11 protein-coding genes are annotated in these 14,167 nt (G+C 70.9%); 4 read left to right on the top strand and 7 right to left on the bottom strand.

What is annotated here, in order from left to right:
- Positions 1–13: 13 nt before the first annotated feature.
- Positions 14–688 (bottom strand): Crp/Fnr family transcriptional regulator, encoded by a 675-nt coding sequence (locus NI25_RS17555; RefSeq protein ID WP_003975365.1) that lies wholly within the window; start codon positions 686–688, stop codon positions 14–16.
- 369 nt (positions 689–1,057) lie between these two features.
- On the opposite strand from NI25_RS17555, the gene nth reads away from it, so the two are divergent.
- From nth to NI25_RS17540, 3 genes are read left to right on the top strand one after another with little or no spacing between them, the layout of a single operon-like run.
- Complete coding sequence (gene nth / locus NI25_RS17550) at positions 1,058–2,158, top strand: endonuclease III (RefSeq protein ID WP_061443351.1); 1,101 nt, start codon at positions 1,058–1,060, stop codon at positions 2,156–2,158.
- A gap of 52 nt (positions 2,159–2,210) precedes the next feature.
- On the top strand, positions 2,211–2,975 hold the full coding sequence (locus NI25_RS17545) for an NUDIX hydrolase (RefSeq protein WP_061446962.1): 765 nt from the start codon (positions 2,211–2,213) through the stop codon (positions 2,973–2,975).
- Positions 2,976–3,020: 45 nt separating this feature from the next.
- Complete coding sequence (locus tag NI25_RS17540; RefSeq protein WP_061443350.1) at positions 3,021–4,226, top strand: MarP family serine protease; 1,206 nt, start codon at positions 3,021–3,023, stop codon at positions 4,224–4,226.
- A 58-nt stretch (positions 4,227–4,284) separates the two neighbouring features.
- Here NI25_RS17540 and NI25_RS37660 read toward each other — a convergent pair whose 3' ends face one another.
- From NI25_RS37660 to NI25_RS17515, 6 genes are all read right to left on the bottom strand, one after another.
- A complete protein-coding gene (locus NI25_RS37660) occupies positions 4,285–4,470 on the bottom strand; it encodes a hypothetical protein (RefSeq protein ID WP_078884646.1) in 186 nt (61 codons plus the stop codon).
- Positions 4,471–4,619: 149 nt separating this feature from the next.
- Entirely contained in the window at positions 4,620–5,594 is a 975-nt protein-coding gene (locus NI25_RS17535; protein ID WP_061443349.1) for an alpha/beta fold hydrolase, read from the bottom strand.
- Positions 5,591–6,079 (bottom strand): phage holin family protein, encoded by a 489-nt coding sequence (locus NI25_RS17530; protein WP_061443348.1) that lies wholly within the window; start codon positions 6,077–6,079, stop codon positions 5,591–5,593. Before NI25_RS17530 ends, NI25_RS17535 begins: the two co-directional genes overlap by 4 nt.
- 64 nt (positions 6,080–6,143) lie before the next feature.
- Positions 6,144–7,568, bottom strand: coding sequence for a Na+/H+ antiporter NhaA (nhaA, locus tag NI25_RS17525; protein WP_061443347.1), 1,425 nt, complete (start codon positions 7,566–7,568; stop codon positions 6,144–6,146).
- Between the two features lie 228 nt (positions 7,569–7,796).
- Entirely contained in the window at positions 7,797–9,752 is a 1,956-nt protein-coding gene (gene acs, locus NI25_RS17520) for an acetate--CoA ligase (RefSeq protein WP_061443346.1), read from the bottom strand.
- 284 nt (positions 9,753–10,036) lie between these two features.
- Positions 10,037–12,601 carry a SulP family inorganic anion transporter gene (locus NI25_RS17515; protein ID WP_061443345.1) on the bottom strand — a complete coding sequence of 855 codons (2,565 nt, stop codon included), beginning with the start codon at positions 12,599–12,601 and terminating at the stop codon, positions 10,037–10,039.
- Between the two features lie 255 nt (positions 12,602–12,856).
- On the opposite strand from NI25_RS17515, the gene NI25_RS17510 reads away from it, so the two are divergent.
- Positions 12,857–14,152 (top strand): polysaccharide deacetylase family protein, encoded by a 1,296-nt coding sequence (locus NI25_RS17510; protein WP_061443344.1) that lies wholly within the window; start codon positions 12,857–12,859, stop codon positions 14,150–14,152.
- Positions 14,153–14,167: the final 15 nt, after the last annotated feature.

Genomic DNA, 14,167 nt, shown 5'->3' with positions numbered 1-14,167 from the left:
CGCCGAGGACCGGTCAGCGGGAGCGCTTGGCCAGTCGCTCCACGTCCAGCAGGATCACCGCGCGGGCCTCCAGGCGGAGCCAGCCGCGCTGGGCGAAGTCCGCCAGCGCCTTGTTGACCGTCTCGCGGGACGCGCCGACCAGCTGGGCCAGCTCCTCCTGCGTCAGGTCGTGCACCACGTGGATGCCCTCCTCGGACTGCACGCCGAAGCGGCGCGAGAGGTCCAGCAGGGCGCGGGCCACACGGCCGGGGACGTCCGAGAAGACCAGGTCGGACATAGCGTCGTTGGTCTTGCGCAGACGGCGCGCGACGGCGCGCAGCAGGGCGGTGGCGACCTCGGGGCGGACGTTCAGCCAGGGCTGGAGGTCGCCGTGGCCGAGGGCGAGCAGCTTGACCTCGGTCAGCGCCGTGCCGGTCGCCGTGCGCGGGCCCGGGTCGAAGAGCGACAGCTCGCCGATCAGCTCGCTGGGACCGACCACGGCCAGCATGTTCTCGCGCCCGTCGGGGGACGTGCGGTGGAGCTTGACCTTGCCTTCCGTGACCACGTAGAGGCGGTCTCCGGGGTCCCCCTCGTGGAACAGGGTGTCGCCGCGGGCGAGGGTCACCTCACTCATGGAGGCGCGGAGCTCCGCGGATTGCTCGTCGTCGAGCGCCGCGAAGAGCGGGTTGCGCCGCAGAACGTCGTCCACGAGTTCTCTCCTTGTCGACCGGCTCAGAGGATCTTGTTCCCCCGGTGTACCAGGGGTCCGTGGTGCCCATTTTGCCGGACAGTCCAAACAGTGTGATCTGTCACAAGGATGCCGCACCGATGTCCCGGGGTACGCGGCAGGGGTCCAATTGGGCGCCGATCTTCGAGGTCCGGGGCGGATGTCGGTGCCGGGCCGTAGGCTGGCCGGGTGTCCAAATCGCCGGTGAGAGCACAGGCTCAGGGGGATGCGAGGGTGAGTGCACGACCCGATTCCGCTGTGGGCGAACAGGGCTCCGATGGCGGTAGGGAAACGGCAAAAGCGACGAAGAAGGCAGTGCCTGCCAAGAGGGTGACTGCGGAGAAGGGTGCCGTGAAGAAGTCCTCCGCGAGCAAGAAGACCGTCCCGGCCAAGGGGGCCCCTGCCGAGAAGGCCACCGCGAAGAAGGTCACCGCCAAGAAGGCCGTCGCCGACGATTCCGCAGCCGCCGAGGCCGCTGCCGAGAAGGCCACCGTCAAGAAGACCGCCGCCAAGAAGGCCACCGCCAAGAAGACCGCCGCCAAGAAGGCCACCGCGAAGAAGACCGCGCCCCTGAAGCGGCAGGCGCCCGCGAAGAAGCCCGCCGTCGCCCCGAAGAAGGCCGCCGCGGCGGTCGAGGGCGTCGCCCCGGCGAAGACCGTCGCCGCGAAGCCGCCGCGCGGCGAGTCGCGCACCGCGCTGGTCCGCCGCGCCCGCCGTATCAACCGCGAGCTGGCCGAGGTCTACCCGTACGCCCACCCGGAGCTGGACTTCGAGAACCCGTTCCAGCTCGTCGTGGCCACGGTGCTGTCCGCCCAGACCACCGACCTCAGGGTCAACCAGACGACGCCCGCCCTCTTCGCCAAGTACCCCACCCCCGAGGACCTGGCCGCCGCCGTCCCCGAGGAGGTCGAGGAGATCCTGCGCCCGACCGGCTTCTTCCGGGCCAAGACCAAGTCGGTCATAGGGCTGTCCAAGGCCCTGGCGGAGGACTTCGGCGGCGAGGTCCCCGGACGCCTCGAAGACCTCGTCAAGCTGCCCGGTGTGGGCCGCAAGACCGCCTTCGTCGTGCTCGGCAACGCGTTCGGCCGTCCCGGCATCACCGTGGACACGCACTTCCAGCGCCTGGTGCGCCGCTGGCGGTGGACCGGGGAGACCGACCCGGACAAGATCGAGGCCGCCGTCGGCGCGCTCTTCCCGAAGAGTGACTGGACCGACCTCTCCCACCACGTGATCTGGCACGGCCGCCGCATCTGCCACGCCCGCAAGCCCGCCTGCGGCGCCTGCCCCATCGCTCCGCTGTGCCCGGCGTTCGGCGAGGGCGAGACGGACCCGGAGAAGGCGAAGAAGCTGCTCAAGTACGAGAAGGGCGGCTTGCCGGGGCAGCGGCTGAAGCCCCCGCAGGCGTACCTGGACGCGGGCGGGAAGCCGGCGCCGCCCCTGGGGGCCGGGTGACGGAACGATCTCGGGGGCGTCTGGCGTTGGAGTCTGCAGGACGGGGGTGGAGATGACACGGGTGAGCGACACGCAGGGGCCGACGCGGGACCACGTTCGGGACGCCATGCTCGGCGCTCGGGGCGCCATGCTCAGCAAGGAGGGCCTGCCCGGCTGGCTGGACCCGGTGGCGCGGGCGGCCGAGACGGTCCGGCCCGCCCAGCTCAGCCGCTTCCTGCCGCCGGCGGACGGCGCCGGCCGCCAGTCCGCCGTCCTGATCCTCTTCGGCGACGGCACGCCCGAGGGCCAAGACGGCGAGGAGGCCGGCCGCGGCCCCGAGCTGCTGCTCATGGAGCGGGCCGGCTCGCTGCGCTCCCACCCGGGCCAGCCCGCCTTCCCGGGCGGCGCCCTCGACCCCGAGGACGGGGATCCGCGTGGTGACGGGCCGCTGCGGGCCGCCCTGCGCGAGGCCGAGGAGGAGACCGGGCTGGACCCGGCCGGCGTCCAGCTCTTCGGGGTCCTGCCCAAGCTCTACATCCCGGTGAGCGGCTTCGTCGTCACGCCGGTGCTGGCCTGGTGGCGCGAGCCGAGCCCGGTCGGTGTCGTCGATCCGGCCGAGACCGCGCGCGTCTTCAAGGTCCCCGTGGCGGATCTCACGGACCCCGCCAACCGCGTGACCACCGTCCACCCCAGCGGCCACCGAGGACCGGCATTCCTGGTCGAATCGGCGCTCGTATGGGGCTTCACCGCCGGCATCATCGACCGGTTGCTGCACTTCGCGGGCTGGGAGCGGCCCTGGGACCGAGAGAAGCAGGTCCCGCTGGACTGGCGCGCATGACAGGGTGGCCTGCGTACCGCAGACGACAAGACGAGGCCTGAATCGGTGAACGTGCTGGACATCCTGTTGCTGCTGGCCGCCGTCTGGTTCGCGATCGTCGGCTTCCGGCAGGGCTTCGTCGTCGGCATCCTGTCGGTGATCGGCTTCCTCGGCGGCGGTCTCGTCGCCGTCTACCTGCTGCCGGTGATCTGGGACGCGTTGACGGACGACGCGGAGGTGAGCACCACCGCCGCCGTCGTCGCGATCGTCGTCGTCATCGTGTGCGCCTCGGTCGGCCAGGCCCTGACGACCCATCTGGGCAACAAGCTGCGCCGCTACATCACGTGGTCCCCGGCCCGCGCCCTGGACGCCACCGGCGGCGCACTGGTCAACGTCGTCGCCATGCTGCTGGTCGCCTGGCTGCTCGGCTCCGCCCTCGCGCGGACCACGATGCCGACGGTCGGCAAGGAGGTGCGGCAGTCCACGGTGCTGGCGGGCATACAGGAGGTGCTGCCCGCGGGCGCGGACAACTGGTTCGACAACTTCACCTCGGTCCTCGACGAGAACGGCTTCCCGCAGGTCTTCAGCCCGTTCTCCAACGAGACGATCCCCGACACGCCGCCCCCGGACCCGGTGCTGGCCAACAGCCCGGTCGCCGTCACCGCCAAGCGCTCCATCGTCAAGGTCATGGGCACCGCCCCGGACTGCGGCAAGGTCCTGGAAGGCACCGGCTTCGTCTTCGCCGACCGCCGCGTCATGACCAACGCCCACGTCGTGGGCGGCGTCGACGAGCCGACGGTGCAGATCGGCGGCGAGGGCCGCAAGTACGACGCGACGGTCGTCCTCTACGACTGGCGGCGCGACATCGCCGTACTGGACGTGCCGGAACTGGACGCGCCCGCGCTGCGGTTCACGGATGAGGACGAGGACGCCGAACGCAACGACGGCGCGATCGTCGCGGGCTTCCCGGAGAACGGGGCGTACGACGTCCGCGCCGCCCGGGTGCGCGGGCGCATCACGGCCAACGGCCCGGACATCTACCACCGCGACACCGTCCGCCGCGACGTCTACTCGCTGTTCGCGACCGTCCGTCAGGGCAACTCGGGCGGCCCGCTGCTGACCCCGGAGGGCGAGGTGTACGGCGTGGTCTTCGCCAAGTCCCTGGACGACCCCGACACCGGGTACGCGCTCACCGCGGACGAGATCCGCGACGACATCAGCAAGGGCCGCACCGCCAGTCAGCAGGTGGACAGCGACAGCTGCGCGCTCTAGACCTGGGCGTTCCGGGACTCCGGGCGCGCCGGGGTGCCGGTGCGGTGTCCCGGGGCCCTCAGGTCCGTGGGTGGCGCAGGCGTACGGATACCCAGCGGGCCCGGCGGCGCAGGATGCGCGGAATGCCCACCCGCAGCTCCGCACCCGCGAGTTGCGGGGTGCCGCCGCGTCGGTGGGTGCTGCTCACGCCGCTCGTGGAGCGGCCGTCGCGTGCTACGTCACTGTAGTCGTGCGTCCAGCCCATACCCGGACGTGTGCCCCCGCCCCAAGGTCGATAACCGCTTCCGGGGCCCCCAATTGGCCTATGCGCCGGGCAAGTGGCCGTTCATAGGACAAGCGTTCCGGTTCGGATACCGGGAGCGTCCGTTCGGTGACCGATCGCTCATGAAACGGTCACCGATCGGGTTCGGGATCCTTCAGCCAGTTGATCAGTTCGGTGGAGAACGCGACCGGATCCTCTTCGTGCGGGAAGTGCCCGAGCCCGTCGAACAGCCGCCAGCGGTACGGCGCCTCGACGTACTGCCCCGACCCGGCGGCGCTCCGCGTCCGCATCACGGGGTCGAGTGAGCCGTGCAGATGCAGGGTCGGCACCCGAACCGGCCGCTTCATGCGGCGGTAGAACTGGAGGCCGTCCGGGCGGGCCAGGGAACGCACCAGCCAGCGGTACGGCTCGACCGAGCAGTGCGCCGTGGAGGGGATGCACATGGCGCGCCGGTACGCCGCCACCGCCTCGTCCTCCAGCAGCCGCGGCCCGGACCAGTCGTGCAGCAGCCGGCCCACCAGCGCCCCGTCGTCCGCGGTCAGTTGACGCTCCGGCACCCAAGGGCGCTGGAAGCCCCAGATGTACGAGCCCGCCCGGCTCTGGCGGACGTCCCCGAGCATGGCCGAGCGCCAGCGCCGGGGGTGCGGCATCGAGGACACCGCGAGCCGCCGTACGAGCTTGGGGCGCATCGCGGCGGCCGTCCAGGCCAGGTAGCCGCCGAGGTCGTGACCGACCAGCGCGGCGTCCGGCTCGCCGAGGGAGCGGATCACGCCGGTGACGTCGAGGGCGAGTCCCGCCGGGTCGTAGCCGCGCGGGGTGCGGTCGCTGCCGCCGACGCCGCGCAGGTCCATGGCGACGGCGCGGAAACCGGCGTCGGCGAGCGCCACCAACTGGTGCCGCCAGGTCCACCAGAACTGCGGGAAGCCGTGCAGCAGCAGCACCAGCGGCCCGTCGCCCAGCTCGGCGATGTGGAAGCGGGCGCCGTTGGCGGCGACGTCCCGGTGGGTCACCTCGGGTCCGCCCGGGATGCCGAGGCGTACGACCGAGGTGGGATTGGCGTACTGAGGCGAGGGGGATTGCCCCGAAGGGGTGGTGGAGCCCGTCATGAGGACGAGCGTGCCACAGCCTCGATCGCTTCGGGGGACCGGTCCGCGGGCAGTTCCGGGCGCGGGTGCGGCTTGGCGTTCTGGAGCACGCCCGCCGACTGCTTCACCGAGGCGGCGACCTTCTGCGGGCCGCGGCCCTTCTTGGCCTTCTTCGCGAAGACGATGCCGATCAGCGCGAGGAGGCCGGCGATCAGGACGTTGGCGGCGAAGGACAGCAGGAAGCAGACCGCGAGGTTCCAGTGGCTCCAGGTCCGGATGCCGTAGGCCAGCGCGAAGCTCAGCATCGGGAGCGAGAAGACCAGGAGCAGGCCCGCGGCGGAGAACGCGCCGCCCGCCGTCGCCCCGCGCTTGACGTCCTGCTTCAGCTGCGCCTTCGCCAGTGCGATCTCGTCGTGCACGAGCGCCGACATTTCGGTGGTCGCCGAGGCGAACAGCTGGCCGATGCTGCGTTCGGTGCCGACCGGGCTGCCGTCGGGTGCGCTCATCGCGGTCTCCCTCTTCTGCTGGCTCTTCTGAGTACGGTTCCGTCTTTTGTACCGTCTCGTCAGATCATGCCGGACGGTCGTCCTCCTCGCCTGCCCCGCCCGTCACTTCGGTAAGCCGTGCCGCCTCCATCTCCTCGGCGATCCGGCGGTGCTCGGCGGCCTTCTTCTCGTGGAGGGCGGCCATGCGCAGGTGGTACGCCGGGTCGTCCTCCTCGTAGATGTCCGGGACACCGCTGAGGTCGTCGTCGCGCTCCTCCTCCGCGACCATCCCCCGGTACTTGGCGTTGCGGATCTTCAGCAGCACCGTGGCCAGGGCCGCCGCGATCAGCGAGCCGGACAGGACGGCGGCCTTGACCTCGTCGGTCATCGCCGCGTCGCCCTCGAAGGCCAGCTCGCCGATGAGCAGCGAGACGGTGAACCCGATGCCGGCCAGGGTCGCCACCGCGAACACGTCGGCCCATTCCAGGTCGTCGCTGAGCGAGGCCCTGGTGAAGCGCGAGGTCAGCCAGGTGCCGCCGAAGATGCCCAGCGTCTTTCCGACGACGAGCCCGAGCACCACGCCGAGGGTCTCCGGCTTGGTGAACACGTCGGCCAGCGCCCCGCCGGACACGGCCACCCCCGCGCTGAACAGTGCGAACAGCGGCACCGCCAGGCCGGCCGACAGGGGGCGCACGAGGTGCTCGATGTGCTCGCCGGGGGAGTGCTCCTCGCCCTCGCGCGTGTGGCAGCGCAGCATCAGGCCCATCGCGACACCGGCGATCGTGGCGTGGATGCCGCTGTTGTACATCAGGCCCCAGATCACCAGGCCGAGCGGGACGTACACGTACCAGCCGCGTACGCCCTTGCGCAGCAGGAACCAGAACACGACGAGGCCGACGACCGCGCCGCCCAGCGCGGCGAAGTTCAGGGTGTCGGTGAAGAAGACCGCGATGATCAGGATGGCGAACAGGTCGTCCACGACGGCGAGCGTCAGCAGGAAGGCGCGCAGGGCGCTCGGCAGCGACGTCCCGATGACCGCGAGCACGGCGAGCGCGAAGGCGATGTCGGTGGCGGTCGGCACGGCCCAGCCGGACAGTGAGCCGCCGCCGGCGGTGGCGGTGACGGTGTAGACGACCGCCGGTACGGCCATGCCGCACAGCGCCGCCACCACCGGGAGCGCGGCGGCCTTGGGGTCCTTGAGGTCACCGGCGACGAGTTCGCGTTTGAGTTCGATGCCGGCGACGAAGAAGAAGATCGCGAGAAGTCCGTCGGCCGCCCAGTGCGCCACCGACAGGTTGAGACCGAGGGCCCCGGGACCGAAGTGGAAGTGGCTGACGCTCTCGTAGCTGTCGTGCAGCGCCGGTATGTTCGCCCACACCAGGGCGGCGATCGCGGCGAGCAGCAGGAGGACGCCGCCGACGGTCTCGGTGCGCAGCGCGTCCGCGAGATAGGTGCGCTCCGGAAGGGACAGCCGTCCGAAGGCCTTGCGGGGGGTGCGGGGCGCGGTCACGGGGGAGGACCTCCGGTCGGTGGGCAGCACGGAACACGTGCCGACCAGACTTCCCGGCGCACCATGAGGATCCTGAAGAGGATCTTGAAAAGGGGATCTTGATGAATCTCTTGCGTTCTCCCCAGCTTACCCGGGCCCCGGACCTCACACAGGGCGAGGGCACCCGGCGCGTGCGTGACGCCGGGTGCCCTCGGAGTGCGTGGCTCGCTTCTCGGTTCCGCCCTCGGTTCAGTCCTCGCTGGGCGCCGCCGGGAGCTTGGACTGGATGAGGTCCATGACCGTCGAGTCCGTCAGGGTCGTGACGTCCCCGAGCTGCCGGTTCTCCGCGACGTCGCGCAGCAGGCGGCGCATGATCTTGCCGGAGCGGGTCTTCGGCAGCTCCGCGACCGGCAGGATCCGCTTGGGCTTGGCGATCGGGCCGAGCGTGGCGCCGACGTGGTCGCGCAGCTCGGCGACCAGGTCCTCGCTCTCCGCCGCCGCGCCGCGCAGGATCACGAAGGCGACGATGGCCTGCCCGGTGGTCTCGTCCGCCGCGCCGACCACGGCCGCCTCGGCGACCGACGGGTGGGAGACGAGGGCCGACTCGACCTCGGTGGTGGAGATGTTGTGCCCGGAGACCAGCATCACGTCGTCGACGCGGCCGAGGAGCCAGATGTCCCCGTCGTCGTCCTTCTTGGCGCCGTCGCCCGCGAAGTACTTGCCCTCGAAACGCGACCAGTAGGTGTCGATGAACCGCTGGTCGTCGCCCCAGATGGTGCGCAGCATCGACGGCCACGGCTCGGTGAGGACCAGGTACCCGCCGCCGCCGTTCGGCACCTCGTTGGCCTCGTCGTCGACGACGGTGGCCGAGATGCCGGGCAGCGGGCGCTGGGCGGAGCCCGGCTTGGCGTGGGTGACGCCCGGCAGCGGGGTGATCATCATCGAGCCGGTCTCGGTCTGCCACCAGGTGTCGACGACCGGGGTCGCGTCCGCGCCGATGTTCTTGCGGTACCAGACCCACGCCTCGGGGTTGATCGGCTCGCCGACCGAGCCGAGGACGCGCAGGGACGACAGGTCGAACTTCGCGGGGATGTCGTCGCCCCACTTCATGAACGTCCGGATCGCGGTGGGCGCCGTGTAGAGGATCGTCACGCCGTACTTCTGCACGATCTCCCAGAACCGGCCCTGGTGCGGGGTGTCCGGGGTGCCCTCGTACATGACCTGGGTGGCGCCGTTGGCGAGCGGGCCGTAGACGATGTACGAGTGCCCGGTGACCCAGCCGACGTCGGCGGTGCACCAGAAGACGTCGGTCTCCGGCTTGAGGTCGAAGACGGCCCAGTGCGTGTACGCCGTCTGCGTGAGGTAGCCGCCGGAGGTGTGCAGGATGCCCTTGGGCTTACCCGTCGTGCCGGACGTGTACAGGATGAACAGCGGGTGCTCGGCGTCGAACGCCTCGGGCGTGTGCTCGGCGGACTGGCCGTCGACGATCTCGTGCCACCACTTGTCGCGGGAGTCGTCCCAGGCGACCTCCTGGCCGGTGCGGCGGACGACGAGCACGTGCTCGACGATCCCGGCCCGCTCCACGGCCTCGTCGACGGCCGGCTTGAGCGCGGAGGGCTTGCCGCGCCGGTACCCGCCGTCGGAGGTGATGACGACGCGGGCGTCGGCGTCCTGGATGCGGGTGGCCAGCGCGTCCGAGGAGAAGCCGCCGAAGACCACCGAGTGCGCGGCGCCGATGCGGGCGCAGGCCAGCATCGCGATCGCGGTCTCGGGGATCATCGGCATGTAGATGGCGACCCGGTCGCCCTTCTGCACGCCCAGCTCCAGCAGGGCGTTGGCGGCCTTGGAGACCTCGTCCTTCAGCTGGGCGTAGGTGAGGGCGCGGCTGTCGCCGGGCTCACCCTCGAAGTGGATGGCGACGCGGTCGCCGTTGCCGGCCTCCACGTGGCGGTCCACGCAGTTGTAGGCGACGTTCAGCGTGCCGTCCGCGAACCACTTGGCGAACGGCGGGTTCGACCAGTCGAGGGTCTCGGTCGGTTCCTTCACCCAGGTCAGTCGGCGGGCCTGCTCGGCCCAGAAGCCGAGCCTGTCAGCCTTGGCCTGTTCGTACGCCTCCGCCGTGACGTTGGCGTTCGCGGCCAGGTCGGCGGGGGGTGCGAACCTGCGTTCTTCCTTGAGCAGGTTGGCCAAGGATTCGTTGCTCACGACATCTCCCTTTCTCAGGGTTGTCCGTTGTGTCCCAGGCCACAGCTCATCAGACCCGGGGGGCCGATGACAAGGGTCGACGGGCAAATGGTTTAGACCTGTTCTGGTCGCCGTCTGCCTGCTGTGTCTCCTTCGTGGCTGCCTGGTCCGTAGTCACCCGTACCCACGGACGCCGACGGCGCGGGGTTCAGCGTGTGTAACGCCGCTCACACCGGCCCGCGCCTCGGCTCTCCCGGACCGCCGCCCGGACGGTGAGGTCGTCAGGCGGGCGGACGGGCGGACGGTCAGGCGGTCAGGTCGGTTTCCAGCACCAGCTGGAACACGCCGCCCTCCGCGTCCCCGGACAGCAGGTACGACTGGGCCTCGCCGACGTGGAAGTACATGCCGTGCAGCTCCAGGTGCCCGGCGGCCAGCGCACGGGCCACCGACTCGTGTGCGCGCAGGTGCTCCAGCTGCTGGACCACGTTGGCCAGGCACAGCCGCTCGGCCGCGTCGGCGGGTGCGCGTCCGGCCAGCCGGGGCAGGGACGGCCGAGCAGCGCGGTGGCCGTCCGCGTCCGAGTCCTCGTGCGTCTCCGCGGGGACACGGGCCAGGCTCGGCAGCCCGTGCCGCAGCCACCGCTGGAGGGGAGTGCGCGTGTTTTCCGGCCCGGCGCCGAGCAGCGCCTGCATGGCGCCGCACCCGGAGTGCCCGCACACGGTGATGGACCGCACCTTCAGCACGTCCACGGCGTACTCGATCGCGGCGGCCACCGAGTCGTCGCCGCTCTCCTCGCCGGGCAGCGGGACGAAGTTGCCGACGTTGCGCACGACGAAGAGGTCGCCGGGGCCACTGGACGTGATCATCGACGTGACCACCCGGGAGTCCGCGCAGGTCAGGAACAGCTGGGAGGGTTGCTGCCCCTCTCGCGCCAGCCGGGCCAGCTCACGGCGCATCAGCGGTGCGGTGTTGCGGTGGAACGCGCTGATACCACGGGCGAGTTCACTTCCGGCGACTCTCGTGACGGGCGCTGGGCCGGCGGATTCGGCGGGGCTCGTGGGGCCGTCGGCTCCTGCGGGGCCGGTGGTTGCGGCGGGTTTGTCGGTGGTGCCGGGGGTGCTCGGGGAGGTGGCCGGGGCGGTCGTCCCGCCGCTCGTGCTGCCCGTCGTCGTGCCGGAGTTCCCGCTGTGGGGGCCGCCGGTGGCGGGCTGCCGGTCCGGGCCGGCCGGGGGTGGTGCCGTCGAGGGGCGCTCGCACTGGTGGTTGCGCCACGGTGTCCAGGGTCGGCAGCGGCAGCCGTCCACCTCGGCCGGTTCGGAGAGGCGGGTGCCGGGACGGCGGCCGGTGATGTCGACGGCGCCGCCCTGTGCGATGTGCGTCTTCTGCCAGTCCTGCAGTGTCTCGTAGGCCGCGTGGTCCATGAAGGACCCGTCCAGTTCCACGACCGCGTCCGCTCCGTGGGGCACCTGGTGCAGGACCCGGCTGAGCCGCGGCACGGCGAGGAACGTCAACTGGCCGCGCACATGAACGTGGTGGACTCCTTCCGCGTCGTCGTGGGTGATCCGGGTGCGGGTGAGGCGGTGCAGGGCGACGCCGACGGCCACGGCGATGCCCAGCGCGACGCCCTCCAGCACGCCGAGGAACACGACGCCGCAGGTGGTGACCGCGTAGACCAGCACCTCACGGTGGCGGGTCACCGTGCGAATGTGGTTCAGCGAGATCATCTTGAAGCCGACGGTCATGACCAGGGCGGCGAGCGAGGCGAGCGGGATGAGCTCCAGGGCGGGGACCAGCAGCAGTGCGGCGATCACTACAAGAACGCCGTGCAGCATCGTGGAGTTCCGGCTGACGGCGCCCGCCGCCACGTTCGCGGAACTGCGCACGGCCACACCGGCGACGGGCAGCCCGCCCAGCGACCCGGAGACGACGTTGGCGGCACCCTGACCCAGCAGTTCGCGGTCGAGGTTGGAACGCTGGACGTGACCGTGACCGGACGTAGCCGGCCGGGCGGCGACCAGTTTGTCCACGGCGACGGCGCCGAGCAGGGACTGCACGCTGCACACCAGCGTGGTGGTGAGAACGGCGGCGACGAGGCCCAGTACCGGACCGTCGGGCAGTGTGGCCAGGGCGTGGCTGCTCCAGGACGGCAGGTCGACCTTGGGCAGGCGGAGCCCGGTGAGGGCGGCGACCGCGGTGGCGCCGGCGACGGCGATCAGGGCGGCCGGCAGCTTGCCCAGCAACTGCCCGGCCCGGCCGGGGATGCGGGGCCAGAGCAGCAGCAGGGTCAGGGTCAGCACGCTCACGGCCAGGTCGGCGGGGTGGACGTTCGCCAACTGGGCGGGCAGCGCGACCAGGTTGTCCGGCACGGAGCTCTGCGGGGTGCCGCCGAGGACGATGTGCAACTGTGCGACGGCGATGGTGACGCCGATGCCGGCGAGCATGCCGTGCACGATGGCGGGGCTGACGGCGAGCGCCGAGCGGGCCACCCGCAGGCAGCCGAGGCCGAGTTGGGCCAGCCCGGCGAGCACGGTGATGGCGCAGGTCGTGCGCCAGCCGTACTGCTGGATGAGGTCGGCGGTGACCACGGTGAGTCCGGCGGCGGGGCCGCTGACCTGGAGCGGACAGCCGCCGATCCGACCGGCGACGATCCCGCCCACCGCGGCGGCGACGAGGCCGGCCTGGAGGGGAGCGCCGGTGGCCAGGGCGATGCCGAGGGAGAGGGGCAGGGCGATCAGGAAGACCGCGATCGCGGCCGAGACGTCGGCACCGGCGACGCGGAGGCGCCGGGGGCCGCCGGGCGGCGGGCTGTGGGGTGGGTGGACGTGCTTGGTCCGGGCCGAATCGGCGCGGGCGGGGACGCAGGCTGACATGTTCCCGACTCCTGTGTGCTCGTTCGATTACAGCGAGTAAATAGAGAGTAATTCAGAGTAAAGAAGAGGCATAGGTTTTTAGCGCGAATGGCGTAACGCCCCGCGTAGTCGAGTGAATCGAGCATTTCATCGGCTTGTCGTACTAATTCCTTCTCATTTCCGTGTCACCTTGACGGCGCTGACGGCACGGCCCGGCTCAGCACCCGACATCGCCTTGTCGGCGTTGGCCCGAGAGAAGGAAGAAGGTGGGCGGACATGGCCGCCACCCGCAGAATGGCCTCCCGCAGGATGGCCGCGCGCGCCGTGGTCGCCGCGGTCTGCGCCGCGTCGCTCGCCGGTTGCGCGATCGACAACGGCACCGGTTCCGGGGAAGGCACGCAAGGTCAGGAGAAGGAGAAGGGGAAAGCGGCACCGGCGCCGAAGAACGCGGTCCGGCTCATCGGCGACGGTTCCACCGCGTACACCGGGGCCCAGCCGCACCTGCCCCGTCCCGAACGCCTCAAGCCCGGCCAGAAACCCCCGCAGTTCGTGGTGTTCTCGTGGGACGGCGCGGGTGAGGACAGCCAGAAACTGTTCTCCCACTTCCGCGAAGTGGCCAAGGAGAACAACGCCACGATGACGTTCTTCCTGAGCGGCGTGTACATGCTGCCGACCGAGAAACGGGACCTGTACAACCCGCCCCAGCACTCCCCGGGCCGTTCCGACATCGGCTTCAACGACGAGCAGGGCATCACCGACACCGTCAAGCAGCTGCGGCTGGCGTGGCAGGAGGGCAATGAGATCGGCACCCACTTCAACGGCCACTTCTGCGGTGCGAACGGCGGGGTCGGCGAGTGGTCCGTCGAGGAGTGGAAGGAGGAGATCAAGCAGGCCAAGCAGTTCGTGAAGACCTGGAAGACCAACACCGGCATGAAGAACGCGGCGCCGCTCCCCTTCGACTACGACAAGGAGCTGATCGGCGCCCGCACCCCGTGCCTGGAGGGCCAGAAGAACTTCGTCAAGGCCGCGAGCCAGATGGGCTTCCGCTACGACAGCAGCGGGGTGAACAACCAGGTCTGGCCGTCGAAGAAGGAGGGCCTGTGGGACCTGTCGATGCAGCTCGTGCCGTTCCCCGGCCACTCCTACGAGCAGCTCACCATGGACTACAACTACATGGTCAACCAGTCGGGCAGCGCCACCCAGGGCGACCCCGCCAAGCGGGAGTTCTGGGGCGACCAGATGCGTGACAGCCTGCTCCAGGGCTTCGAGCGGGCCTACGACGGCAACCGTGCGCCCCTGATCATCGGCAACCACTTCGAGTCCTGGAACGGCGGCACCTACATGCGCGCCGTCGAGGAGGTCGTCGAGACGGTGTGCAACAAGAAGGAGGTGCGCTGTGTCTCCTTCCGGCAACTCGCGGACTGGCTGGACGCCCAGGACCCGAAGGTGCTGAAGAAGCTGCGCACCCTCGGTGTCGGGGAGGCTCCCGAGAAGGGCTGGGCGTCGTTCCTCTCCGCCGCGCCGGCACCGGCGCCGAAGGGAGTGCCCGGGGCGCCGGCCGCCAAGCAGTAACGCCGCCCGCACCCC

It is taken from the genome of Streptomyces sp. CCM_MD2014 (assembly GCF_000772045.1).
GTDB lineage: Bacteria > Actinomycetota > Actinomycetes > Streptomycetales > Streptomycetaceae > Streptomyces > Streptomyces salinarius.
Note: the sequence above shows the minus strand (reverse complement) of the source record. Positions and strands in the feature narration are given on the sequence as shown.

What these genes read in the sequence shown, in the direction of transcription:
- NI25_RS37660 (WP_078884646.1), bottom strand. Translation starts at nt 4,470, where the DNA reads ATGGGCTGGACGCACGACTACAGTGACGTAGCACGCGACGGCCGCTCC.
- NI25_RS17535 (WP_061443349.1), bottom strand. Translation starts at nt 5,594, where the DNA reads ATGACGGGCTCCACCACCCCTTCGGGGCAATCCCCCTCGCCTCAGTAC.
- NI25_RS17530 (WP_061443348.1), bottom strand. Translation starts at nt 6,079, where the DNA reads ATGAGCGCACCCGACGGCAGCCCGGTCGGCACCGAACGCAGCATCGGC.
- NI25_RS17545 (WP_061446962.1), top strand. Translation starts at nt 2,211, where the DNA reads ATGACACGGGTGAGCGACACGCAGGGGCCGACGCGGGACCACGTTCGG.
- NI25_RS17510 (WP_061443344.1), top strand. Translation starts at nt 12,857, where the DNA reads ATGGCCGCCACCCGCAGAATGGCCTCCCGCAGGATGGCCGCGCGCGCC.
- NI25_RS17515 (WP_061443345.1), bottom strand. Translation starts at nt 12,601, where the DNA reads ATGTCAGCCTGCGTCCCCGCCCGCGCCGATTCGGCCCGGACCAAGCAC.